We start from the raw sequence: 24,846 nt of genomic DNA, 5'->3' as shown, positions 1-24,846 counted from the left end.
TGCCGCAACTTCATGCTGTCTACGCTCGAAATCCTGCTGCCTGTCTTTGCGCTGATCTTCGCGGGCTTTTTCTGCCGCCGGCGCAATCTGCTCGGCCCCACGGCCGCTTCCGAACTGAACCGCTTCGTCGTGTGGCTCGCGCTGCCCGCGCTGCTGTTCGACACGATGGCCCATTCGACCTGGCGTCAGCTCGATCAGCCAGCCTTTATCGCGACGTTTTCGATTGCCTGCGCGGGGGTGTTTCTGGTCGTGCTGCTGGCTCGCCTCGCGAGCGGCCGGCATCTCGCCGATGCCAGCGTCGACGCGATTGCGGCGTCGTATCCGAACACGGGCTATATCGGCTTTCCGCTCGGGCTGCTCGCGTTCGGCAAGGCGAGTCTCACGCCGACCACCATCGCGACGATCATCGTCGCCTGCGTGCTGTTCGCGCTGGCGATCGTGCTCATCGAGATCGGCTTGCAGACCGAACGCACGCCGCACAAGCTCGGCGCGAAAGTGGTGTGGCGACTGCTGAGAAATCCGTTGATCGCGTCGCCGATCCTCGGTGTGCTGGCAGCGAGCGCCGACGTCACGCTGCCGCACAGCGTCGAAACGTTCCTGAAGCTGCTGAGTGGCGCGGCTAGCCCGTGCGCACTGGTGAGTCTGGGGCTCTTTCTCGCGGAAAAGCGCACGCCTGCCGAGGAAGCGGCCGAACCGGTCACGTCGTTCGTGCTGACGGCGATCAAGCTGATCGCACAGCCTGCGCTCGCATGGTGGATCGCCGCGCGCGTGTTCGCGCTGCCCGCGCCGATGGTCGATATGGCCGTGCTGCTCGCCGCGCTGCCGACGGGCACAGGCCCTTACATGCTCGCCGAGTTCTATGAACGCGAGGCGCACATCACGTCGCAGACCATTCTGCTGTCGACGCTGGGGTCGCTGGTTTCGCTGTCGCTGCTGCTGTTCTATATGCACGCGCCGGGGTGATCGCGTGCGGTTGATCCGTTGTCGCGGCCTCGCAACGCGCGTCGAATGAGCAGTGGTCTGCTCATTTTTTTCGCCTTACACTCGGCATAAGTTCCATATAAGGACACATGTTTTATATATGGAACAAAAAGACGACCGATTTATCTCGGCGAAAACAGGCAGACAGCGAGAGACCAGACAATATGAAGAGCTTGACCATCAACGCCCGGATCGCGACGACGATCGCTTTCCTTGGCGTGCTGCTGATCGCGACGGGCGCGCTCGGCATCTTCGGCATGGCGAAGAGCAACCGGGCGCAGCGGGAGGCATACGAGGTCAACTTTGCATCGGTGGTCGCGCTTGGGCGCTCGGGGACGGCGATGTCGCGGGCGCGCTTCGGCCTCGACTGGGCGATGAGCAATCCGCATTCGCCGCAGCTCGGCGAGCAGTTGAACCGGGCGAAGCGTCTGCTCGGCGACGCCGACAAGGCATGGAGCGACTTCCGCGCGCTGCCGAAGACGCCCGAACTGCAACGCCTCACCGACGATCTCGATGTCAAACGCACGGCTGTCCTGCGCGACGGCATCGACCAGTTGATCCAGGCGATCGGCAGCGGCGACACCAGCTGGATGGACGAGAGCCGTGCGAATCATCTGATCGGACTGTATTCGGCGATGAACGCGAGCCAGGGCGCGCTGGAAAAGTATCTCGACGACGCTGCGCAGGCCGCCGCCGAGCATTCGTCCGCGACGTTCAAAACACTGCTGACGGCGTGCATCGCGAGCATCGCCGTCGGGCTGGGCGTCGCGTTTCTCAGCTGGCGGGCGCTGCGCCGCGCGATCATGTCGCCGATGCGCGATGCGCTTGGGCAGTTCGACGCGATTGCATCGGGCGAACTGCGCACGCGCGTCGAGATCCGTTCCGAGGACGAAATGGGCACGCTGCTCCACGGCCTCGCGACGATGCAGGACAAGCTCGGCGCGACGATCACGACGGTGCGCAAGGGTTCCGATTCGATTGCAGCCGCGACGCAGCAGATCGCGGCGGGCAACCTCGATTTGTCGCAGCGCACGGAGGAGCAGGCCGCGTCGCTCGAACAGACGGCTGCCGCGATGGACGAACTGACGTCGACCGTGCAGTTGAACGCCGAGAACGCGCAGCACGCGAGCAAGCTCGCCGAAGATGCATCGTCGATGACGGCGCACGGGCGCGAAGCCGTCGGCAGCCTGGTCGAGACGATGCATGCCATCGACGCCGGCTCGTCGAAGATGACGGGCATCATCACGGCAATCGAAGGGATTGCGTTTCAGACGAATATTCTGGCGCTGAACGCGGCCGTCGAGGCGGCGCGCGCGGGCGAGGAAGGGCGCGGCTTTGCCGTCGTCGCGGGTGAGGTGCGCAGTCTTGCGCAACGTTCGGCTGCGGCGGCGAAGGAGATCGGCGTGCTGATCGCGGATTCGACGTCGCGGGTCGCGCAGGGCGCGCAGATTGCGACGGGTGCGGGCGATACGATTCGCGATATCGAGAGTGCTATTTCGCGTGTCGCGAAGATTGTGGGTGAGATTGCGACCGCGTCGCGGCAGCAAAGCGACGGCATCAAGGAAGTGAGCCTCGCCGTCACGCAGATGGATGAGGTGACGCAGCAGAACGCGGCGCTGGTCGAGGAGAATGCGGCGACGGCGGCCGCGCTGGCCGATGAGGCTAAACGGTTGAGTGAGTTGACGGCGGCGTTCAGGGTGGGGGTGGAAGGTTTGGGTGTATAGGTGGTTTGCTGGTGCTTTTCGCTGGCATCCGCGTGATGTTATTGGTTCGCAAGCGTTGCCCCTGTGCGGGGCGGCACCTACTTTTCTTTGCCGCCGCAAAGAAAAGTAGGCAAAAGAAAGCGGCTCACACCGCCAGCTCTTGTGTCTGCCTGAGGGCCCCCAACGGGTCTTATGCTTCACACGGCAACGTCTCTGCTGGCGCTCGTTGCCAACGCTTCGAACAGATGCCTCACCCGCTTCGAATACCCGTACTCGGGCCAGCGGCAGCGAACGGCTTGTGCCGCCCAGGTGGCAAACTGTGTGCAGGTTGTCGCGTCGTATAGCCTGGCGCTCTTACAGGGTGGAACGCGTGCGCTATCGGTCCGGAGTGAGGCGTGCGGCGCACCAGGGGCCTACACACAGTTTGCCACCTGGGCGGCCGTGGACTGTCTGGCACAGCGGGCTGTAGTGCAGGTGCGTGAAGTGGGTGAGGCGTACAGAGAGAACGTTGGCAACGGACCCGAACCAGGGCGTTGCCGTGTGAAGCGTAAGACCCTGTGAGGGCCCTCAGGCAAACACAAGGATTGGCGGTGTGAGCCGCTTTCTTTTGCCTACTTTTCTTTGCGGCGGCAAAGAAAAGTAGGTGCCGCCCCGCACAGGGGCAACGCTAGCGGACCAATAAAATCACGCGGATGCCAGCGAAAAGACCAAAACACCGAACGGCAACGCCTGAGGCACGAAGGCAAAACGCGGATGCCAGCGCAAAGCCGAAACACCCCTAACGAACAACACCGTTCACCCAAACCTCTCCACCCGAAACGGCCTCGAATCGGCAAACGGCGTCTCCCCCGTCATCATCTCCGCAAGCAGCCGCCCGGTAACGGGCCCAAGCGTGAGCCCGTGATGGTTATGCCCAAACGCGAACCACAACCCGCGATGCCGCGGCGCCGGCCCGATCACGGGCCGCATGTCCGGCGTGCAGGGCCGCATGCCGAGCCACGGCTTCTCATCGACGCGCTCGCCGAGACCAAAAGTCACACGCGCGAGCGGCTCGACGCGCTCTAGCTGAATGCCCGTCGGCGGCGCGCCGCGCTCCGCGATCTCGACGCCCGTCGTCAGCCGCAGGCGATTGCCTTCCATCGGCGCAATCACATACCCGCGTTCCGTATCGACGATCGGCACGGACAACATCTGCCGCCCCGGCCGATAGTGCATGTGATAACCGCGCTTCGCGCGCAACGGAATCCGATAGCCGAGCGGCCCGAACACGGTATCGGACCAGGGCCCGAGCGCGAGCACGACTTCTTTCGCGCTCAGCGTGCCTTGTTGTGTTTCTACCGTCCACACATCGCCCGATGAACGCAAGGTCGTCGCATCGCCAGTGACGAACGTGCCCCCGTTCGCTTCGAACAGCCGCGCATAGCCTTTCACCAGCGCGCCTGGATTGAGCACGCTCATCGGGTCCTTCCAGTGAATCGCGCCGCAGATGCCTTCGCCCACCGACGCTTCCTGCGCACGCAGCGCTGCTGCATCGAGCACGCTCACATGCAACCCATGCTCGCGGATCGCGTCTTCCGATGCTTTCGCTTCGCGCTCGAAAGCCTCACGCGTGCGAAACGCCTCGATCCAGCCGCCGTCGTGCACGAGCTGGCCGACGCCCGCGCGCGCGATCAGCTTGTCGTGCTCGTCGACGCATGCGGCGATCAACGGCATCAGGTCGCGCGCCGCGGCCGCGAGCCGCTGCGGCGATGATTCCCACCAGAAGCGCGCGAGCCACCCCGCGTACGCGGGCAGCGCCTTGTAGTCCCAGTAGAGATCGGTCGACTGGTTGCGCGCGTAGCGCAGCAGCGTGCCGAGCTTGCGCGGAAAGCCGTACGGCACGAGCGACGAGCGCTCGATCAGCCCCGCGTTGCCGAAGCTCGTCTCCTCGCCGGGTGCTCGCCGGTCGACCAGCGCGACGCGCCGCCCGCGATCCTGCAGATGCAGCGCCGACGACACGCCGACGATGCCCGCGCCCAGCACGATGACGTCGAAATCCATAACGATCGAAAGTGTGTTTGTTGATGCTTTAAAAGCGCAACGAGCGCGTGTCGCCACGCGCTCGCGTATCGAACCGACGGGGCCGTCTTCGACCAGGCCGTCTTCGCTGCTGCCGGCTCCGGCTCAGCAGCGTATCACTTCGCGATGATGTCGCGCTTGAAGTACTTCTGCGACAGCGCCGTCAGCGTGCCATCCTTCTTCAGTTCGGCGAGCGCGGCATCGACTTTCGCCTGCAGCGCCTTGTCGCCCTTGCGCAGACCGAAGCCCGTGCCTTCGCCGAGCGTGGCCGGGTCTTTCAGCGGCTCGCCGACCATGTCGAAGCCCGCGCCCGCCGGCTTGCTCAGGAAACCATCGTGCGCGGTCTGCGCTTCCTGCACGGCGGCGTCCAGACGTCCCGCGGCGAGGTCCGCGTAGACCTGATCCTGGTCCTGATACGAGACGATCTGCACGCCCGCATTCGCCCAGTGCTTCTTCAGGAAGTCTTCCTGCGACGACCCCTGCAACACGCCGACACGCTTGCCTTGCAGCGTCTTCACATCCGGCAGCAGATTGGAGCCGCGCTTCGCGATCATCACGATGGGCACCACATAGATGGGCGGCGTGAATGCGATGCTTTCCTTGCGCTTGACCGTGATGTTCATCGCCGAGTTGATCACGTCGAACTTGCGCGCCTGCAGCGCGGGAATCAGACCGTCGAACGCGTTCTCGACCCACACGCACTTCACCTTCATTTTCGCGCAGACCGCGTTGCCGACGTCCACGTCGAAGCCTTCGAGCTGGCCCGACGCGGTCTTGCTTTCGAACGGAGGATAGGCGGCTTCGATGCCGAAGCGCAACGTATCGGACGATTGCGCGCAGGCGGCGCCCGCCGTCATGGCAAAGACGGCGGCGGCGAAGGAGAGCTTCAGGTTCATGACGGTTCCTGTCGTTGATGATCGGGCCACGCGCGACGGCGGCGGCGCAGTTGAAATATAGACTGAAAGTCCAGTATGGACTATAGGGAATACGATAGTCCAGTGATCAAAAATGCCGCGCGGTTTCCTTCGAAGTCTTTTAAAGAAAGGGCGAGAGGCGCGAAAAGCCTGTCTGTCCGGATCTTCTTGCGCACGATGCACACGCCCAAAACGAGACTTTTTTGTCCAAATCTGCAAAGTCTCAAGTAGACTACAAGTCTACGCTTCGGTCGGATCGTCGATCGGAAAGGAATTGCAATTGACGCGTCACGCGTCGCTCAGGAGATGATTTCGATGATGACCGCCTTGCCACTCGCCGTTGACGAACAGGCTGTCCGCGCCGCGCTGCCCGCGCTCGATGTGCGCCGCGCGCTGAGCGCGATGTTTCGCGCGCTCGCTTCTGCCGGGGCGGTGCAGCCGCCGCAATCGCTGACGCTGTTCCCGAACGGCGCGGGCGACTTCATTACCTATCTCGGTGTGCTCGCCGACGCGAAGGTGTTCGGCGCGAAGCTGTCGCCGTATATCGTGACGGGCGCGAAGCCGGTGATTACCGCGTGGACGGCGCTGATGTCGATGGAAACGGGTCAGCCGCTGATGTGGTGCGACGCCGCTCTGCTCACCACCGAGCGCACGGCAGGCACCACGGCGCTCGCCGTCGACCAGCTCGCGCCCGCCGATGCGAAGCGGCTTTCGATCATCGGCGCGGGCGCTGTCGGCCTCGCGCATCTGCGGCATGTCGCGCCGCTGCGCGCGTGGGAATCGATTCGCGTGTATTCGCCCGATCTCACCGCCAGCGACGCAAAGCGCGCCGCCGTCCAGGCCGCCGACGCGCGCGCCGAAACGAGCGCAAGCATCGAGGCGTGCGTGAAGGACGCGGACGTGGTGATGCTGTGCACGTCGTCGGGCACGCCCGTGCTGCCGCGCGACGCGCTGACGAAACCCGCGCTCATCACGTCGATCAGCACGAATGCCGTGAACGCGCACGAAATCGATCCGGCGTGGCTGCCGGAGATGGATGTCTACTGCGACTACCGCGCGACCACGCCCGCGAGCGCCGGCGAGATGAAGCTCGCCGCGCAGCACGGCTGGTCGCCGCAGAAAGTGAAGGGCGATCTGCCGTCGCTGCTGGCGGGCACGTGCGAGAAGCCAGCGTACGAGCGGCACGCGTTCTTCCGCTCGATCGGCCTGGGCCTCGAAGACGTCGCGATCGCGAGCGAGCTGTACCGGCATCTGACGGATCGTAGAGGCCAGGCACAATAGCTACAATGGCGGTCAGCCGCCGCTGCGGGGCGAGCGTAACGACCGCAGCGGCATCACGAACACACCCGCGAACACAGCCACTGCCCGCCGATGCGCAAGAAGAATGCTTCCCCCGTCAAGGATCTGCTGCTGACCCGCTATGCGCCCATCGCGGACGGCATCGCTGCACTGTTCTTCCCCTATGCAGAGGTCGTGATTCACGACCTGCATGATCAGACCGTGCTGTATCTGGCGAACAATCTGTCGAAGCGGGAAATCGGCGATGATTCCGCGCTGGAAGAGACTGAGCATTCGGCGCGGGAGCGCGTGATCGGCCCGTACGAGAAGCTCAACTGGGACGGCCGCCGGATGCGCTGCGTCAGCAACGTGCTGTTCGACGACAACGGCCAGCCGGCGGGCATGCTGTGCATCAATTTCAACATCGCCGTGTTCGACGACGTGCGCTCGACGCTCGATCTGTTCATCAAGGGCGCGGGCGTCGTCGCGCAGCCGGAAGAGCTGTTCCGCGACGACTGGCAGGAGCGCATCAACACGTTCCTGCACGGCTGGCTGCGCGAACGGCAGATCGGTCTGAACGGACTCACGCGCGAGCATCGGCGCGAACTGGTCGAGGCGCTCTACGCGGAAGGCGCGTTTCGCGGCAAGAGTTCGGCGAACTATGTCGCGAACGTACTTGGCATGGGGCGTGCAACAGTCTATAAGCACCTGAAGCAGATGAAAGAGGGCGCAAGCTGACGCGTGCGGCTGCGTGCCGCTCGCGCTGCTTTTGTCCAATCATGCATCTGTGAGGAAACGACTGTGACCGTACGCTATCGACACTACAAAGGCGGCATTTACGAATTCATCTGCGAGGCGACGCTCGAATCGGACCCGGGCGTCACGATGATCGTCTATCGCGCCGACAACGGCACCATCTGGACGCGGCCGTCGTCGGTCTTCTTCGAGATGATCGAGCACGATGGTCAGACCGTGCCGCGATTTGCTCCCATCAACTAGCCCCTTGCGCTAGAACCGCCTGACGGGCGGCGTAGTCGGCGCAGGTGGCAACTCGGCGGCGTCGGGCGCGTCGAGCACGAGATCGCTCTGCGCGACGGCCACGCACGGCAGAATGTAGCCCTGTGCCTTTTCTTCGGCGCTGACGCCCGGCCATTCGATCGTGTAGCGCACGCTGCCCGATTCCAGCCTGCACAGGCAGGTCCGGCATGTGCCGTTGCGGCACATGCGCGGCAGATGCAGGTTCGCGAAACCCGCGGCTTCGAGAACGGTGAGCGATTCGGGCGCGTCGAAGGTGCGGCCGAGCGGCTCGACGCGCACCGTGAAGGTTCGCTCTTCATTCGATTCAGGCAGCGGCACGCTGCGGGACGGTTCTTCGCTGGACATGGCGCTCACGAAATGGATACGCCCAGAATCCGCCCGACGCCGAACGTGAAGGCGGCCGCGATCAACCCGATCACGATCTGACGGGAGGCCGAGAACGCGGCGCCGCGTCCGTTGAAGAGCGACGTGAAGACGCCGACGGCCGCCAGCCCGAACGCGCTCAACGCGACGCACTGCACGATTGCCGCCGTGCCGTGCGTCCACAGAAAGGGCATCGCCGGAAAAATCGCGCCCAGCGAGAACAGGCAGAACGACACGCCCGCCGCCGTCCACGGATTGCCGCCCAGTTCCGAAGGATCGAGACCGAGTTCTTCGCGCGTCAGCGTGTCGAGGGCTTTCTGCTTGTCACGCATCAGCTGTTCGGCGACGCGCTTCGCCTCGTCGGCATCGATGCCTTTCGACTGGAAGATCAGCGCCAGTTCATGCTGTTCGGCTTCGGGCGTGTGTTCGATTTCGTCGGCTTCTTTCGCGATCTGGGTGCGCGCCAGTTCGCGCGCATTCGTCACCGACAGCCACTCGCCGAGCGCCATCGAGCACGCGCCCGCAATCAGCCCGGCCAGCGCCGTCAGCAGGATCGCCTTGTTTCCTGTGCCCGCACCCGCGACGCCCATGATCAGGCAGAAGTTCGACACCAGACCGTCGTTCGCGCCGAGCACGGCCGCGCGCAGATCGTTGCCCGACGTCACGTTGCGATGCCACGACTCGGCGGCTGCGATCTGCGCGCCTTTCGAGGGCGATGTCTGCGGCCCTTTGACATCGGCGACGATCTGCTGCATCAGGGCGGCGTGATGCTGCTCGTCCTTCGACAGCTGCGCGGCGTCGGGCTGGTTCGCGTACTTGTCGCGGTCTGCATATTCGGCGGCGGCCAGCGACGGCAGCACGAACTTCGGCCCGAGCGTATGAATCAGGCCGCGCATCAGATGTGTCTTGAGGCTGTAGCGGTGCGGCGGCACGCGCGCGCCGTTCGCGTGCAGCTTGTTGGCCCAGAGGTTCGCGTGCACGCGCTCCGCGCTCGCGAGCTGCGTGAACAGCGTGCGGCGCTGCGGATCTTTTTCGACGCGCGACAGCGTTTCGTACAGCGCGGCGCTGTCGAGTTCGTCGGCGAGGTTCGTGCGATAGCGTTTGAGTTCGTGCCGGGAGGCCATCCGTCGATGCGCGACCAGAGTCGATATTCGTGGGGTCAGGACGAAGCTTAACGCAGCGCGGGGCGGCGCGCTGCGGGCAGAAGAGCGGAATGGGCGTTCAGTGGGTCGTGCGGATGCGCATGTAGCGGTAGACCGTGTTGCGCGCGAGTCCAAGCTCACGCGCTGCCGCCGAGATATTGCCGTTGTTGCGCGCGAGCGTCTGCTCGATCAGCGTCGCTTGCAACTCTTCCATGCGCGCGGGCCGCGACGGCGCGGAGGATTCGACGGCTGACAGCGCGTGCAGCGGCTCGTCGCGTGCGGGCTCGCAGTCGTGCAGGAAATCGTCGGGCAAATGTTCGACGTCGATTTCGGCGGCGCCTTCGGCCATGATGCTCGCCGTGCGCAGCACGTTTGCCAGCTGGCGCAGATTGCCCGGCCAGCGGCAGCGCGCGAAAAATTCGAGCACGTCCGCCGATACGCGCGTGGGCATGCGTTCGTTGTCGGGCTCGTCGTTACGCAGCCGCGACAGAATCCGCTCGACGAGCACGGGCAGATCCGTACGTTCGGCGAGCGCGGGCAGCGTGACGACGAGGCCGTTGATCCGGTAATACAGGTCTTCGCGGAACGTGCCTTCTTCGATCATTGCGCGCAGGTTGCGGTGCGTCGCGCAGACGATCCGCACGTCGACGGGCACCGCGCGCGTGCCGCCGAGCGGCACGACGCAGCGTTCCTGCAGCACGCGCATCAGACGCACCTGCTGCGCGAGCGGCATATCGCCGATTTCGTCGAGAAACAGCGTGCCGCCGTCGGCCTGCACGATCTTGCCGACGTTGCCGCGTTTTTTCGCGCCTGTGAAGGCGCCGTCCTCATAGCCGAACAGTTCCGCTTCGATCAGCGTATCGGGCAGCGAGGCGCAATTGACGGCGACGAACGGCGCGTCGCGGCGCGGTGATTCTTCGTGCATGGCGCGTGCGAGCCATTCCTTGCCGGTGCCCGTCTTGCCGAGCACGAGCAGCGCAATGTCGCGGCCTCGCACCTTCTCGACGCGATCGAGGACGGCCGCCATCCGCGCGTCGCCCGTGTCGAGCGTGGCGAAGGTGATGGCGGCGGTGCGCGGCCTGGCCGTGGCCGGCGCGACAGCTGACGGCGTCGCGGTGCGTGGGCCGCTCGAATCGGCGGAAAACGCGGGGCGCGCGGCGTATTCCGCGCGTGCGAGCACGCGCACGCCGCTTGGCAGCATCAGCGTCAGACATTCGCCTGGTGTGCGCAACGCCTGCTGGAGCGCGGCCGGAAATGCCGTGCCGAACAGCATTTCGAAGGGTTGGCCGAACAGCGTGTCGAGTGGGCGGCCGAACTGGAACAGCGCGCTGCGGTTCGCGGCGAGCAGCGCGCCGTCCGCGCCGAATGCGGCGAGCCCTTCGAACAGCGTGCCGATGAACTCGCTGCGCGCATGAAAGCGCACCCGCACGGCATCGCCGAACTGGTTCGCGAACAGCTGGTTTTCGATGATCTGCGCCGACATGCGCACGAGCGCCAGCGTGTGCTTGTGAAAGCCGCGCGGGTCGCCGCTCACGTCGAGCGCGCCGATGGTGCGGCCATAGGGATCGGCGATCGGCGCGCACGAGCAGGTCAGGATGCGATTGGCCTGCAGAAAATGTTCGCCGCCGTGCACGACGGTCGGCTGGCCTTCGGCGAGCGCGGTGCCGACGGCATTCGTGCCGCGATGCGCTTCGGACCACGACACGCCCGGACACAGCGCGACGCGTTCGGCTTTCTCGACGAAATCGCTATCGCCGAGACTGTGCAGGATCACGCCGTTGCTGTCGGTGAGCAGCACCATGCTGTCGGTATCGACGATCTGCGCATGCAGTGTTTCCATCACGGGCAAGGCGTGCGCGTACAGGGAGCGGTTGCAGTCGACGAGATCGCGCAGCGCGAGCGGCCGCAGCGGATGGAAGTCGGGCGCCTCGGACGCGCGCAGGCCGAACTGGCGCGAGCGCGCATGCGCCTGCGCGAGCACATCGGCGCGGCCCGTGACGGACGGCGTGACGGAACGTTGGGTCACTGCATGTCTCCGATGTTGTGCATTCTGCGTGCTGCTTTCCGCAGAGAAAGGGAGCGAGCATGTCGCTCTTGCAGTGCAGCACCGCTTGCCTGATGAAAGCTGCGCAGTCGGGCTGCGCCAGCCGGGAAGGCCACCGGTCTGTGCCGGCTCATGCCGGTCCATCTTACAGGAGGACGCGCGGCGCGTGTTCCGCTTGCCTTCTGGCACAGAAGTGCAATGATCGTAGACAGGCATGCGTTCGCGCCGCGTGCCGACGCTGGGACGATGTTCACGAGTCCCGGACAGCGCCATTTCGAGGAGAACGTCATGGTGAGCATGGAATTGAGAGTCGTCCTCGCCACGCTTGCGATCTTCATCGCACTGGGCGGCATTGGACTGTCGATCCACGGTTCGCTGAACTACCTGGACAACGAGATCTGGACGGGCGTGATCGCGATTGTGATCGGCATCGTGGGGTGCGTGACGATGCTGACGCTGTGGCCGCGGGACCTTCCTGACAAGACGCCACCCGAGCATCCCGCCGACGATATCGGCCCGCACGAACATCATCCGCATCTGCCGACCCAGTTTTAGGTTTTGGGCGCGTCGTTTCGCTGCGCTGCCGCATTTTGAGGGGCTGTTGCGCGGGCGATGGTTCGGGGTTGGTGACGCCTTTTTGTCCGGGTTTGGTGCCGTTTCGCAGTGCATGGCGGCACCATGCTGGCGTGTGGCGAAACAAAACTTGCGGCGCGCCGGAAGTCGTCTACAGTGTTGAAATCAACTGTGGGCGCGCGCGATAGCGGCGCGTGTTCGCGGTTGACAGCCCGCGCTGCGATCCATAACGGAGGCTTGAACAGGGGCACGCGCGGTCCTCGGCGGTGTCGTTCGACCAAGGTGTTCCCATGCAGATCAATTTCCCGAAAGAAGTCCCTGAGTACTCGGGGCGCGAGCTGACTCTGGCGTTTCCGGCTATGGTCGATGGGCAAAGGGTGGAATGCATGATCACCGCCGAGGCTCTGGAGGATCACTTTGGGGCGGCGTCTCCGCGCCTGGAAGACATGATGGGTGCGTTTTCGACGCATCGCGAAAGGATTGAGGCCGCTACAAGGCGTCTGCTGTCTGAGACGCGGGCTCAGTGCGTTGTTTTGCGTAGCGGGTATGTGCGGTTTTATGAGGCTAATTGGCGGAATTAGGGCGCCTTGGCGGCGCGGTGCTTTGGTTTGGTTTTGGTTGTTCTGGGCTTTGCGCGCGTATCCGCAGTTTGCCTTTTCGCTGGCATCCGCGGTTTGTTAGCGTGCTTCACGCGTTGCCCCTGTGCGGGGCGGCACCTACTTTTCTTTGCCGCCGCAAAGAAAAGTAGGCAAAAGAAAGCGGCTCACACCGCCAGTTCCAGTGTTTGCCTGAGGGCCCCCACAGGTTCTTACGCTTCACACGGCAACCACGTGACCCACGCTCGTTGCCAGCGCTCTTGTCGCGCGCCTCACCCGCTTCACGCACCCGAGTTACATCACTCCCCACCAGACATTCCACCGCCGCCCAGGTGGCAAACTGTGTGTAGGCCGAAGTACTCCACCCGCCTCACTTCGGACCGATAGCGCATGCGCCCCAAGCTGTAAGAGCGCCAGGCTATCCGGCGCGACAACCTACACACAGTTTGCCACCTGGGCGGCACATACCATTCGCTGCCGCTGGCCCAGGCACGGGTGTTCGAAGTGGGTGAGGCGGTCATTCGAAGCGTGGGCAACGCACGCCAACAGAAATGCTGCCGAGTGAAGGATGGGGACGTTGGGGGCCCGTGGATAAGAAGATGGGCTGGCGGTGTGAGCCGCTTTCTTTTGCCTACTTTTCTTTGCGGCGGCAAAGAAAAGTAGGTGCCGCCCCGCACAGGGGCAACGCTTGCGAACCAATAACATCACGCGGATGCCAGCGCAAAGGCAAACACACCGAACACCAACGCCTAAAGCAAGAAGTCAAGCCGCGGATGCCAGCGCAAAGGCCAGAACATCAAACAACGACGCGTGAAGTACAAACCGCAAACCGCGGAAGCCGCGCAAGTCTCCCCCAGCGTCGCAGACAAAAAAACTCACTCCGATCCAAGATAAAAAAACCGGAACAAAAACACAGCAGCAATAACCCACACAACGAGCTTCACCTGCCGCGCACGCCCAGTCAGCAACTTCAGCCCAGCATAAGAAATAAACCCAAACGCCACCCCATTAGCAATGGAATAGGTGAAAGGCATCATCAGAGCAGTCAGCGCCGCAGGCACGACTTCAGTCGCATCATCCCATGGCAGATCAGCCATCTCCCGCAGCATGAGACACGACACATACAGCAAAGCCGGCGCCGTGGCATAACCCGGCACGACCCCCGCCAGCGGCGCAAAGAACAGCGCCAGCAAGAACAGCACAGCAACCGTAATCGCGGTGACACCCGTGCGTCCACCCGCCTGCACACCCGAAGCGCTCTCGATATAAGCCGTCGTCGACGACGTACCCAGCACCGACCCTGCAAGGATCGCCGTACTATCCGCCAGCAGTGCGCGGTTCAAACGATGCATCTTGCCATGCACCAGCAACCCCGCGCGATTCGCGACACCCATCAGCGTGCCCGTCGCATCGAACAGTTCGACGAGGAAGAACACCAGAATCACATTCAGCACGCCCGTCGACAACGCAGCCTTCACGTCGAGCTGGAACAGCGTCGGCGAGATCGACGGCGGCACCGACACGATGCCGTGAAACTGGTTGCCGCCAAAGAAGAAGCTCAAGATCGTCACGCCGACGATACCGATCAGTATCGCCCCGCGCACGCGCAGAACGTCCAGCGTGACGATCGCGAAGAAGCCAATGATGGCCAGCACCACGTGCGGGTCGTGCAGGTTGCCGAGCGTGACGAGCGTCGCCGGATTGCCCGTCACGATGCCCGCCGTCTTCAACGAGATGATCGCGAGAAAGAGACCGATGCCGCCGGTGATCGCGACGCGTATCGAATGCGGAATGCCGTTGACGATCACCTCGCGCACGCGGAACAGCGTCACGATCAGGAACAGGCAGCCGGAGATGAACACCGCGCCGAGCGCGGCCTGCCATGTGAAGCCCATCCCCTTGACGACCGTGTACGCGAAGTACGCATTCAGGCCCATGCCCGGCGCGCAGGCAATCGGGTAGTTCGCATAGAAGCCCATGATGAGCGACGCGAGCGCTGCGACCAGGCAGGTCGCGACGAACACCGAGTCTTTCGGCATGCCGGCATCGCCGAGAATCGCCGGATTGACGAAGATGATGTAGGCCATCGTGAGGAAGGTGGTCACACCTGCCAGCACTTCCACGCGCAGGGTCGTGCCCGCTTCGTCAAAGCCGAAATACCGTTTTACGGAGTCCATGAGCCGAGTCTCTCGTCGTTTGAAATGTCGTTGGTCACTGCTTGTCGTGTTGCCGTCTCTGCCGCGCTCAATCTGCCACGCGGTGACGCCCCGTCCCGCATGGCGACGCACGCGGGCTCGCCGCTGCATCGACCATCATGACGCCACGGGCGGATTTAATCACGATTGGTCAGTAAATACCGCATTTGCCGCGTGCGCGTGGAGCCCATGCAACAGTCTGGACGTGCGCGCGAGCGCGCCGCGGCAACGGGCGGCGCCCGGGTGCGTTTTGCTGGCGAGGGGCGTGATGATACCTGACGCGGCGCATCAGGTTGGATTGCGAGGGGAGCGGAAAGGAAGGAAGCGCGGCGAAAGCGGCCTTGCGCAATGTCATGACGAACACCGCGCGCAAAGCCGTGTTGAACGTCTCAACGGGCAATGCAATGCGAGGCGCGCGTTGAATGAGCGCGTCTCGCATCCATCGGTATTACTGTTGCGTGCCTTGGGCCTGCGCGCGGCGTTGCGCGACGACGCGGCCGGCGGCGATGGCGTTGGCCGGGTAGTTGATCCAGTCGAGCGGATCGTAGCCCGCCTTGCGCCATTCGACGAGATCCGCCTTCACTTCGGCGCGGGTCTTGGGGGTGTTCTGATCATAGACGCGCGTCTGCGCAAATGCGGACGATACGGCTGCGACGCCGATAAGCGCGCCCAGAACCATACGAGGAATCAGCTTCATGGCAAGGGCCTGAAAAGTTAGGATGACCCTTTTATTCTAGGTTCTGTATTTGCAATGAGTAAGGTTCGGAACTGAAATGAACCGTTGCTCAGTTTGCATCTATCGCCGCGCTGGAGGCGTGGTTCATGCATGCTTCAGGCGCGTTCGTGTTCGAACGTTTGAGCGAGATTCGCACGGACAGGCGCGGCCTAGCCCATATGCTGAGAAGGCTTGGTCATCCGGTCGATCACGGCCGTCAACAGATCGACGGGTAACGGAAACACGATGGTCGAATTCTTGTCGGCGGCAATGGTTGTCAGTGTCTGCAAATACCGCAACGTCATTGCCTGCGGTTGTTGCGCGAGCATCTGTGCCGCCTGCAGCAATTTCTCGGACGCCTGCAACTCGCCCTCGGCATGAATGATCTTGGCGCGGCGCTCGCGCTCGGCTTCGGCCTGACGCGCAATCGCGCGGATCATCGTCTCGTTGATGTCGACATGCTTGATTTCCACATTCGATACCTTGATGCCCCACGCATCCGTTTGCGCATCGAGCACGCGCTGGATATCGGTATTGAGCTGCTCGCGCTCGGACAGCAGTTCGTCGAGTTCATGCTTGCCGAGCACCGCGCGCAGCGTGGTCTGCGACAGCTGGCTGGTCGCTTCGAAGTAGCGCGCGACCTGAATCACCGCGCGCTCCGGATCGACGACGCGAAAGTACACGACGGCATTGACCTTGACGGACACGTTGTCGCGCGTGATCACGTCCTGCGGCGGCACGTCGAACACGACGGTGCGCAGATCCATCCGCACCGCCTGCTGCACGATGGGAATGATCAGCACGAGACCCGGCCCCTTGACTTTCCAGAAGCGGCCGAGCATGAACACCACGCCGCGCTCGTACTCGCGAAACACGCGCACCGACGACGCGACCAGCACGATCGCCAGAACAATCAGGATGCTGCCGAAGCCGAAAGTGAAACCGATCATGTGTGTTCTCCCTCTTGTGATGAATTGCTTGCGGGAACCACGGTCAGCATCAGGCCGCGCCGCCCAGTCACGCGTACGGCGTGGCCCGCCGCGAGCGGCGCCGTGCTGCGCACCCGCCAGCGCTCGCCATGCACGCGCGCCCAGCCGATGCGGTCAGGCTCGCCGTGCAACAGGCTGTCGAGCGGGCTGTCCTGCGGACCATCGGCGCGGGCTTGCGGGGTATCCGCGACGAGGCCGTCGTCCAGCACCACGCCGACGCTGCCGATCATCGCCTCGGCGCCCGTCACCACGGGCCGCCGCCGCGAGCGCAGCACCATGCCCGACACGCCGAAGATGAACAGCACGCTGAACACGATGACGGCGGCGATCATCGGCAGCGGAACGCCGTAGCCGGGCACATCGGTATCGATCAGCATCAGCGCGCCGATCGCGAACGCAACGATGCCGCCGAAGCCCAGCGTGCCGAAGGTCGGCAGAAAGGCTTCGGCAATCAGAAACGCGAGGCCGAGGAAGATCAGACCGAGACCCACGTAATTGACGGGCAGCAATTGCAGCGCGAACAAACCCAGCAGCAGGCTGATCGCGCCCGCCACGCCGGGCAGCACGAAGCCGGGATTCGCGAACTCGAAGAACAGGCCATACATGCCGATCATCAGCAAGATCAAGGCCACGTTCGGATCGGTGATGACGGCGAGGAAGTGGCTGCGCCAGTCCGCTTCGAGCGTGACGACGGGCGCGTGTGCCGTCGTCAGATGCTTCGCGCCCGCGGCCGTATCGTAGGTGCGGCCGTCGAGTTGCCGCAGCAGGTCGGGAATATCGCGCGCAATCAGGTCGACGACCTTCTGTTCGAGCGCGTCGCGTGCCGACAGGCTCACGGCTTCGCGCACCGCGCGCTCGGCCCAGTCGACGTTGCGACCGCGCAGTTGCGCGAGACCGCGGATATACGCCTGCGCGTCGTGAAGCTGCTTGCGCAACTCCGTCGATTGACTGTCGAGCGGGAGCGCGCCGGATGCAGCGTTGTCCTTCTGGGCCGGTCCGGACGCAGGCGTCGCGCCCGGCAATGCGGGCGGCTGGCCGGGTTTCGGCGCATCCTGCCCGCCGATGCCCAGTTGCACGGGCGACGCCGCGCCCAGATTGGTGCCCGGCGCCATTGCCGCGATGTGGCTTGCATACGTGATATAGGTGCCCGCGCTCGCCGCGCGCGCGCCGCCTGGCGCGATATACGTCGCGACGGGGATGGGCGACGCCAGAATCGCCTTGATGATTTGCCGCATCGACGTGTCCAGCCCGCCCGGCGTGTCGAGTTGCAGGATGGCGAGCTGGGCGTGATCGTCGGCGGCGCGGGCGAGGCCGCGCACGATGAAATCGGCGGTGGCGGGGCCGATGGCGCCTGCGACGGGAATCACCACGACGCTGCCTGGCGCCACCCTGGATTGCGCGGCGTAGGCGGAAGGGACGAACCCGGCCACAGCGCAGAACGCCAGTGCGAGCAGCAACGCACGCTGCAACAGCCTTCCCGCCGCGCCGCAGACGGCGCGCGGAGCGCGAGCCGATGCGGCACGGGCAGCGGCGGCCATGAAAGCGCCACGCGCGCGGCGCAGCGTGCGTCGCGAACCCGCTTGCCGGATCGGGAGAAGCCGGTACGTTCCCATCGTCGACGGCCGGCGCGCCGCGCTGCGACGGATCACGTTCGCATGGCGGCGCGCCAGGCCTGAAAAGAGCTGGCCTGTCTTAAGCTTAGTCGGATTCCGCGCGTTCCGCCCGGCGGGAGATACCCGTGTTCGCCGTGGGCGCGCCCGCCATGTGCGCGTTCACCGCCCGGTAATCTGCCGGCCGCATCCCCGTCCATTTGCGAAACGCCCGATGAAACGCGCTTGGCTCCGCGAAGCCGAGCGCCGCCGCGATGTCGGCGACCGACTGGCCGCCGCGCTGCAACTGCGAAATCGCGATGTCGCGCCGCAAGTCGTCCTTGATCGACTGGTACGTATAGCCTTCCTGCTTCAGATGACGCCGCATCGTCGCCTCGGCGACGTGCAGGCGCTGCGCCATCTCGTCGGAGCCGGGCCAGGCGGACATCGGCAGCGCGCGCAGCGTCTTGCGCACCCGCGCCGCGAGCGAGCCGGGATTGCGGTACTTGATGATGAAGCTTGCAGGCGCGTCGCGCAGGAAGGGCTTGACGGATTTCGTGGTCTGCACGACGGGCAGTTCCAGAAAATCCGGCGCGAGATCGACATACGACTCGCTCTGTTCGAACGAAAGGTCGTCGCAGAACATCAGCCGGTACTCGTGCGCGGCGGGCGGCTCGGCGCATTGGAAGCGCGCCTCGATCAGCGGGATGCGCCGCCCGACCAGCCAGCATACGAGTCCATAGACGAGGATGAAGTACGTTGCATAAGCAAACATGGCCGGCTGGGGCGCGCCGTCGCGATGCGTGAATACGAGCCGCACGCAGTCGTCGCGCATGACGATCTGCGCGCGCATGTCGTCGAGTACGAGGCGCATGAAGTTGACGGCGCGTGTCAGCGCCTGGCCGCCGTTGCGAGCCGTCAGCGCCATCTGCGTCATCGCGATGAAGCTGCCGCTCTTCATTGCGTGGGCATCCTGACCGAAGAATTCGTCGTCGAGCGTTCTTGCGATGTTGGCCCACAGCGCGCCGTACTGCGCTGGTGTCACGCGGCTCTTCGGGCTCGCGAGCACCTGCGGCGCGATGCCTGCCGCCTCGATGATCGGCGTCACGTCGACGCCGCGCGCGCGGGCGAGCGCCAGCGTCTCTTCGACGAGACTCACGGAGATCGTGCCTCTTTCGCTTTTCATCCGGTCGTGGTTTCTCGAGTAGCCCGGAAGTGGGCGTTTCATGAATTCTGGCAAATGCGCTCACATAATTTGCCGGGAGCGCCTGCTGGAACCGCCATTCTGCCGCATTGGCGCCGGACGCGAAATCCAGTTATGGCAAATGCGCTCATGCAAATTGATCGGACGCGGCATCGAATCCCGCTTTCGCGCCGCCTACACTGGGTTCCAGCAGACGCGCCGCATGTGCAGTGCAGCAGGCGTGCAGAGGACAAACGGAGCGAGACACATGGACGAGTTCTACACCGACGAGCAGCGGATGATCCGCGACGCGGCACGCGACTTCTCGGTCGAACGCCTTGCGCCGAACGCGGCGCAATGGGACCGCGAAGGTCAGTTGCCTGCCGAAGTCGTCGGGCAGATGGGCGAGTTGGGCTTTCTCGGCATGATCGTGCCGCCCGAGTGGGGCGGCTCGTACACCGACTACATCGCTTATGCGCTCGCCCTCGAAGAGATCGCGGCTGGCTGCGCCGCCTGCGCGACGCTGATGAGCGTGCACAACTCAGTCGGCTGCGGGCCGATCCTCAACTTCGGCACTGACGCTCAAAAGGACCGTTATCTCGCCGATCTTGCGATGGGCAAGCGCATCGGCGCGTTCTGCCTGACCGAGCCGCATGCGGGCAGCGAGGCGAACAACATCCGCACGCGCGCCGTGCTGCGCGACGGCGAGTGGATCATCAACGGCAGCAAGCAGTTCGTGACGAACGGCGCGCGCGCCAGCATCGCGATCGTGTTCGCCGTCACCGATCCCGATGCGGGCAAACGCGGCATCTCGGCCTTCATCGTGCCGACGGATACGCCGGGCTTCAATGTCGGGCGACCGGAAAGCAAGCTCGGCATTCGGGCTTCCGATACCTGCCCGATTTCGCTCGACGATTGCGCCGTGCCCGAAGCGAATCTGCTCGGTGCGCCGGGCGAGGGCTTGCGCATCGCGCTGTCGAACCTCGAGGGCGGGCGCATCGGCATCGCGGCGCAGGCGATCGGCATCGCGCGTGCGGCTTTCGATGCAGCCCGTCTGTATGCGAACGAGCGCGTCCAGTTCGGCAAGGCACTCAAGGAGCATCAGACCATCGCCAATATGCTCGCCGACATGGCGACGCGCCTGAACGCCGCGCGGCTGCTCGTGCATCACGCGGCGCGCCTGCGCAGCGCGGGCAAGCCTTGCCTGTCGGAGGCGTCGCAGGCGAAGCTGTATGCGTCGGAGGTGGCCGAAGAGATCTGCTCGAAGGCGATTCAGATTCACGGCGGTTATGGGTATCTGGAGGACTACGCCGTCGAGCGGCATTATCGCGATGCACGCATTACGCAGATCTACGAAGGCACCAGCGAAGTACAAAGAATGGTTATCGCGCGGCACGTTTGAGCGCAGAATAATCCGCCAATAGAGCGCGTTCCGCGCCGGGCGCAAACGCGCCAACAATGGAGACGACGATGACGGCAGCCCAGAGCTTTTTCGACGCGCGCGACCTGTTGTTGCGCCATCGCACCGACTATGAGCGCGCGTACAGCGAGTTCAGATGGCCGGAACTCGCGGAGTTCAACTGGGCGCTCGATTATTTCGACGTTGTCGCGAGAGGGAACGACAACCCGGCGCTGTGGATCGTCGATGATCCGGCGCTAGAAGGGCTGAAGCTCTCGTATGCGCAGATGTCGGAGCGCTCGTCGCGGATGGCGAATTTTCTGCGCGGGCTGGGCGTAGGGCGCGGCGACCGGCTGCTGCTGATGCTGCCGAACCGCGTTGAACTGTGGGACGTGATGCTCGCGGCGATGAAACTCGGCGCGATCGTGCTGCCCGCCACGACGCAACTGTCGCCCGACGATGTGCGCGACCGCGTGCAGATCGGCGGCGCGAATTTCGTGGTGGTCGATAGCGCGGAGACGGGCAAGTTCGACGCGCTCGATACACCGTTGAAGCGCATCTCGGTTGGCGCCCCGCGCGAAGGCTGGACGGATATCGCAGCCGCGTATGAATCGTCGCCGACCTTCGTGCCTGAGGGCGCCACACGCGCCAGCGATCCCATGCTGCTTTACTTCACGTCGGGCACGACGTCGAAGCCGAAACTGGTCGAGCATACGCACGAGAGCTACCCCGTCGGCCATCTGTCGACGATGTACTGGATCGGTCTGCAACCTGGCGACATCCACTGGAACATCAGCTCACCCGGCTGGGCGAAGCATGCGTGGAGCTGCTTCTTCGCGCCGTGGAATGCGCAGGGATGCGTGTTCGTCTACAACTTCGCGCGCTTCGTCCCGAAAGAAACGCTCGACGTGCTGGTGCGCTACAACGTCACGACGCTGTGCGCGCCGCCCACCGTGTGGCGCATGCTCGTGCAGGAGCCGCTCGCGTCGTATCCCGTGAAACTGCGCGAGATCGTCGGCGCGGGCGAGCCGTTGAACCCGGAGATCATCGAGCGCGTGCGGCATGCGTGGAACATCGTGATCCGCGACGGTTATGGGCAGACGGAAACCACGTGCCAGATCGGCAACCCGCCTGGGCAGCCTGTCGTGCCGGGATCGATGGGACGTCCGTTGCCGGGCTACCGCGTCGAACTCGTCGATGCCGACGATCATCCCGTGACGGAGGGCGAAATCGCGCTGCCGCTTGATTCGCGTCCGCTGGGCCTGATGACGGGCTACGCGAACAACGCGAAGGCCACCGAATACGCGATGCGCAACGGCTACTACCACACGTCGGATGTCGCGATGCGGCGTGACGATGGTTATCTCGTGTACGTCGGCCGCTCGGATGACGTGTTCAAGTCGTCCGATTACCGGCTGAGTCCATTCGAACTCGAGAGCGTGCTGATCGAACATGAAGCGATTGCCGAAGCGGCCGTGGTGCCGAGCAACGATCCGCTGCGACTGTCGGTGCCGAAGGCCTTCGTGACCGTGCGGTATGGATTCGAAGCGGGCCCCGAACTCGCGCGCGACGTGTTCCGCTTTTCGCGCGAGAAGCTCGCGCCATACAAGCGCATTCGCCGCCTGCAATTCAGCGAGTTACCGAAGACGATTTCCGGCAAGATTCGCCGCGTCGAGCTGAGGCGGCGCGAACTGGAGCGCACGGCAGAGCCTGCGCGCCTACAGGACGAATACTGGGAAGAGGATTTCCCCGAGCTTCGCAACGGAAACGGAAACTGAGCGGCAACTGAGCGGCAAGCGAGCCACCGATATCTACTTCAGGAGACATGCAGAATGAGCGCAATTCCTTCGACTCTGGCTGACCGCAAGGTCGACACAGTCAAGCTGTTGATCAACGGCGAATTTGTCGAGTCGAACGCGACCGACTGGCGCGACATTGTGAATCCGGCGACGCAGGAAGTGCTGGCGCGCGTGCCGTTCGCGACGAAAGCGGAAGTGGACGCGGCGATCCGCTCGGCGCACGCCGCGTTTGCGACGTGGAAGAACACACCGATTGGCGCGCGCATGCGCATCATGTTGAAGTACCAGGCGCTGGTTCGCGAGCACATGCCGCGCATTGCGAAGACCTTGACGGCCGAGCAGGGCAAGACTTTGCCCGACGCCGAGGGCGACATTTTCCGGGGCCTCGAAGTGGTCGAGCATGCGTGTTCGATCGGCACGTTGCAGCTGGGCGAGTTCGCGGAGAACGTGGCGGGCAGCGTCGACACCTATACACTGCGTCAACCGATCGGCGTATGCGCGGGCATCACACCGTTCAACTTCCCCGCGATGATTCCGCTGTGGATGTTCCCGATGGCGATCGTATGCGGCAACACATTCGTCCTCAAGCCGTCGGAGCAGGACCCGTTATCGACGATGCAACTGGTCGAGCTGGCCATCGAAGCGGGCGTGCCGAAGGGCGTGCTGAACGTGGTGCATGGCGGCAAGGAAGTTGTCGATGGATTGTGCACGCATGAACTGGTGAAGGCGATTTCGTTTGTTGGATCGACGGCGGTCGGGACGCATGTGTACAACCTGGGTAGCCAGCACGGCAAGCGTGTGCAATCGATGATGGGCGCGAAGAATCATGCTGTCGTGTTGCCGGATGCGAACCGCGAGCAGACGCTGAATGCGCTGGTGGGTGCCGGCTTTGGCGCGGCGGGGCAGCGGTGTATGGCGACTTCCGTTGTGGTGCTGGTGGGATCGTCGAAGGAATGGTTGCCCGAGCTTGTTGCGAAGGCGAAGACCTTGAAGGTGAATGCCGGGCATGAGGCTGGCACGGATATCGGGCCGGTGGTTTCGCGTGCCGCGAAAGAGCGGATTTTGAGCCTCATCGAGGCGGGTGTTAAGGAGGGGGCGACGCTTGCACTCGACGGACGTGGCGTTGGTGTACCTGGCTACGAGGCTGGCAATTTTATCGGTCCGACGGTTTTTAGTGATGTTGCCGTTGAGATGGATGTCTATAAGACGGAGATTTTTGGTCCTGTGTTGTGTGTGATGACTGTCCCGACGCTGGACGATGCCATTGCGCTGGTGAATAGCAATCCGATGGGGAATGGTGTCGGACTTTTCACGCAGAGCGGTGCGGCGGCTCGCAAGTTTCAGAGTGAGATCGATGTTGGGCAGGTGGGGATCAACATTCCTATTCCCGTGCCGGTGCCGTTTTTTAGTTTTACAGGTTCTCGGGGGTCCAAGCTTGGGGATCTTGGGCCTTATGGCAAGCAGGTTGTGCAGTTTTATACGCAGACCAAGACTGTTACTGCTCGGTGGTTTGATGATGCGACTGTTAGTGATGGTGTGAATACGACTATTAGCCTTCGGTAGGGGTTTTTTGTTTGTCTGCGACGCTGGGGTGGTTTTGCTTTGGCTTTGCGGTGGCATCCGCGTTTTGCCTACGTGCTTCAAGCGTTGCCCCTGTGCGGGGCGGCACCTACTTTTCTTTGCCGCCGCAAAGAAAAGTAGGCAAAAGAAAGCGGCTCACACCGCCAGTTCTTGTGTTTGCCTGAGGGCCCCCAAAGGTTCTTACGCTTCACACGGCAGTGCCCTGGCCGGTTCTCGTTGCTAACGCTTCAAATGAATGCCTCACCCGCTCCGAATACCCGTACCTGGGCCAGCGGCAACGAATGGTAAGTGCCGCCCAGGTGGCAAACTGTGTGTAGGTTGTCACGTCGTATAGCGTGGCGCTCTTACATGGCGGTATGCGCGTGCTATCGGTCCGAAGTGAGATGTGTGAGGCCCTCCGGCCTACACACAGTTTGCCACCTGGGCGGCCGTGGACTATCTGGCACGGCGTGCTGTAGTGCGGGCGCGTGAAGTGGGTGAGGCGTACTGAGAGAACGTTGGCAACGAACGCGAACCAGGGCGTTGCCGTGTGAAGTGTAAGACCCGTTGGGGGCCCTCAGGCAGGCACAAGGATTGGCGGTGTGAGCCGCTTTCTTTTGCCTACTTTTCTTTGCGGCGGCAAAGAAAAGTAGGTGCCGCCCCGCACAGGGGCGACGCTTGAAGCACGCAGGCATCACGCGGATGCCAGCAAACCAAACCAGCATAC

Annotated in this window: 20 protein-coding genes; 10 read left to right on the top strand and 10 right to left on the bottom strand. The window is 63.7% G+C overall.

Annotation, left to right across the window (positions count from 1 at the left end; genetic code table 11):
- Window positions 1–12: 12 nt before the first annotated feature.
- Both PPGU16_RS20940 and PPGU16_RS20935 read left to right on the top strand, forming a co-directional pair.
- The gene (locus tag PPGU16_RS20940; protein ID WP_180724676.1) at window positions 13–963 is read left to right on the top strand and encodes an AEC family transporter; all 951 of its coding nucleotides are present in this window, start codon (window positions 13–15) and stop codon (window positions 961–963) included.
- A gap of 182 nt (window positions 964–1,145) precedes the next feature.
- Window positions 1,146–2,705: a methyl-accepting chemotaxis protein gene (locus PPGU16_RS20935; protein ID WP_180724675.1), complete on the top strand. Its 1,560-nt coding sequence runs from the start codon at window positions 1,146–1,148 to the stop codon at window positions 2,703–2,705.
- 774 nt (window positions 2,706–3,479) lie between these two features.
- Here PPGU16_RS20935 and PPGU16_RS20930 read toward each other — a convergent pair.
- Both PPGU16_RS20930 and PPGU16_RS20925 read right to left on the bottom strand, forming a co-directional pair.
- Window positions 3,480–4,724: an NAD(P)/FAD-dependent oxidoreductase gene (locus PPGU16_RS20930; RefSeq protein ID WP_180724674.1), complete on the bottom strand. Its 1,245-nt coding sequence runs from the start codon at window positions 4,722–4,724 to the stop codon at window positions 3,480–3,482.
- Between the two features lie 134 nt (window positions 4,725–4,858).
- The gene (locus PPGU16_RS20925; RefSeq protein WP_180724673.1) at window positions 4,859–5,638 is read right to left on the bottom strand and encodes an ABC transporter substrate-binding protein; all 780 of its coding nucleotides are present in this window, start codon (window positions 5,636–5,638) and stop codon (window positions 4,859–4,861) included.
- A gap of 333 nt (window positions 5,639–5,971) precedes the next feature.
- Between PPGU16_RS20925 and PPGU16_RS20920 the strand changes: the two genes are divergently transcribed.
- From PPGU16_RS20920 to PPGU16_RS20910, 3 genes are all read left to right on the top strand, one after another.
- On the top strand, window positions 5,972–6,937 hold the full coding sequence (locus PPGU16_RS20920; RefSeq protein WP_180724672.1) for an ornithine cyclodeaminase family protein: 966 nt from the start codon (window positions 5,972–5,974) through the stop codon (window positions 6,935–6,937).
- Window positions 6,938–7,027: 90 nt separating this feature from the next.
- A complete protein-coding gene (locus tag PPGU16_RS20915) occupies window positions 7,028–7,672 on the top strand; it encodes a helix-turn-helix transcriptional regulator (RefSeq protein WP_180724671.1) in 645 nt (214 codons plus the stop codon).
- Window positions 7,673–7,735: 63 nt separating this feature from the next.
- A complete protein-coding gene (locus PPGU16_RS20910; protein WP_180724670.1) occupies window positions 7,736–7,933 on the top strand; it encodes a DUF1653 domain-containing protein in 198 nt (65 codons plus the stop codon).
- Between the two features lie 9 nt (window positions 7,934–7,942).
- On the opposite strand, the gene PPGU16_RS20905 is transcribed toward PPGU16_RS20910, so the two are convergent.
- From PPGU16_RS20905 to PPGU16_RS20895, 3 genes are all read right to left on the bottom strand, one after another.
- The gene (locus PPGU16_RS20905; protein ID WP_180724669.1) at window positions 7,943–8,317 is read right to left on the bottom strand and encodes a 2Fe-2S iron-sulfur cluster-binding protein; all 375 of its coding nucleotides are present in this window, start codon (window positions 8,315–8,317) and stop codon (window positions 7,943–7,945) included.
- Between the two features lie 5 nt (window positions 8,318–8,322).
- The gene (locus PPGU16_RS20900) at window positions 8,323–9,459 is read right to left on the bottom strand and encodes a VIT1/CCC1 transporter family protein (protein ID WP_180724668.1); all 1,137 of its coding nucleotides are present in this window, start codon (window positions 9,457–9,459) and stop codon (window positions 8,323–8,325) included.
- A gap of 97 nt (window positions 9,460–9,556) precedes the next feature.
- Window positions 9,557–11,503, bottom strand: coding sequence for a sigma-54-dependent Fis family transcriptional regulator (locus PPGU16_RS20895; RefSeq protein ID WP_180724667.1), 1,947 nt, complete (start codon window positions 11,501–11,503; stop codon window positions 9,557–9,559).
- A 216-nt stretch (window positions 11,504–11,719) separates the two neighbouring features.
- Here PPGU16_RS20895 and PPGU16_RS20890 point away from each other — a divergent pair, with 216 nt between their 5' ends.
- Both PPGU16_RS20890 and PPGU16_RS20885 read left to right on the top strand, forming a co-directional pair.
- Window positions 11,720–12,076: a DUF2964 domain-containing protein gene (locus tag PPGU16_RS20890; protein ID WP_243460649.1), complete on the top strand. Its 357-nt coding sequence runs from the start codon at window positions 11,720–11,722 to the stop codon at window positions 12,074–12,076.
- Between the two features lie 308 nt (window positions 12,077–12,384).
- Window positions 12,385–12,675: a DUF1488 family protein gene (locus PPGU16_RS20885; RefSeq protein WP_180724666.1), complete on the top strand. Its 291-nt coding sequence runs from the start codon at window positions 12,385–12,387 to the stop codon at window positions 12,673–12,675.
- An 890-nt stretch (window positions 12,676–13,565) separates the two neighbouring features.
- Here the strand turns inward: PPGU16_RS20885 and PPGU16_RS20880 are convergent.
- The 5 genes from PPGU16_RS20880 to PPGU16_RS20860 all read right to left on the bottom strand — a co-directional run bounded on the left by PPGU16_RS20880 (window position 13,566) and on the right by PPGU16_RS20860 (window position 19,364).
- A complete protein-coding gene (locus PPGU16_RS20880; protein WP_180724665.1) occupies window positions 13,566–14,867 on the bottom strand; it encodes an NCS2 family permease in 1,302 nt (433 codons plus the stop codon).
- Window positions 14,868–15,333: 466 nt separating this feature from the next.
- Window positions 15,334–15,582, bottom strand: a complete 249-nt coding sequence (locus PPGU16_RS20875; protein WP_180724664.1) for a DUF4148 domain-containing protein — start codon at window positions 15,580–15,582, stop codon at window positions 15,334–15,336.
- Window positions 15,583–15,770: 188 nt separating this feature from the next.
- Window positions 15,771–16,550, bottom strand: a complete 780-nt coding sequence (locus PPGU16_RS20870) for a slipin family protein (protein WP_180724663.1) — start codon at window positions 16,548–16,550, stop codon at window positions 15,771–15,773.
- Complete coding sequence (locus PPGU16_RS20865) at window positions 16,547–18,202, bottom strand: NfeD family protein (protein ID WP_180725161.1); 1,656 nt, start codon at window positions 18,200–18,202, stop codon at window positions 16,547–16,549. Before PPGU16_RS20865 ends, PPGU16_RS20870 begins: the two co-directional genes overlap by 4 nt.
- Before the next feature lie 85 nt (window positions 18,203–18,287).
- Window positions 18,288–19,364, bottom strand: a complete 1,077-nt coding sequence (locus PPGU16_RS20860) for an AraC family transcriptional regulator (RefSeq protein WP_180724662.1) — start codon at window positions 19,362–19,364, stop codon at window positions 18,288–18,290.
- 265 nt (window positions 19,365–19,629) lie between these two features.
- Here PPGU16_RS20860 and PPGU16_RS20855 point away from each other — a divergent pair, with 265 nt between their 5' ends.
- From PPGU16_RS20855 to PPGU16_RS20845, 3 genes are all read left to right on the top strand, one after another.
- Window positions 19,630–20,763 carry an acyl-CoA dehydrogenase gene (locus PPGU16_RS20855; RefSeq protein WP_180724661.1) on the top strand — a complete coding sequence of 378 codons (1,134 nt, stop codon included), beginning with the start codon at window positions 19,630–19,632 and terminating at the stop codon, window positions 20,761–20,763.
- Window positions 20,764–20,831: 68 nt separating this feature from the next.
- Window positions 20,832–22,538: an AMP-binding protein gene (locus PPGU16_RS20850; protein ID WP_180724660.1), complete on the top strand. Its 1,707-nt coding sequence runs from the start codon at window positions 20,832–20,834 to the stop codon at window positions 22,536–22,538.
- A 54-nt stretch (window positions 22,539–22,592) separates the two neighbouring features.
- Entirely contained in the window at window positions 22,593–24,122 is a 1,530-nt protein-coding gene (locus PPGU16_RS20845; RefSeq protein WP_180724659.1) for a CoA-acylating methylmalonate-semialdehyde dehydrogenase, read from the top strand.
- The last annotated feature ends 724 nt before the right edge of the window (window positions 24,123–24,846 follow it).

Origin of the sequence: Paraburkholderia largidicola (genome assembly GCF_013426895.1) — a bacterium.
In the GTDB taxonomy this organism is placed as follows: Bacteria; Pseudomonadota; Gammaproteobacteria; order Burkholderiales; family Burkholderiaceae; genus Paraburkholderia; species Paraburkholderia largidicola.
This window is presented reverse-complemented; position numbering and strand designations above follow the sequence as displayed.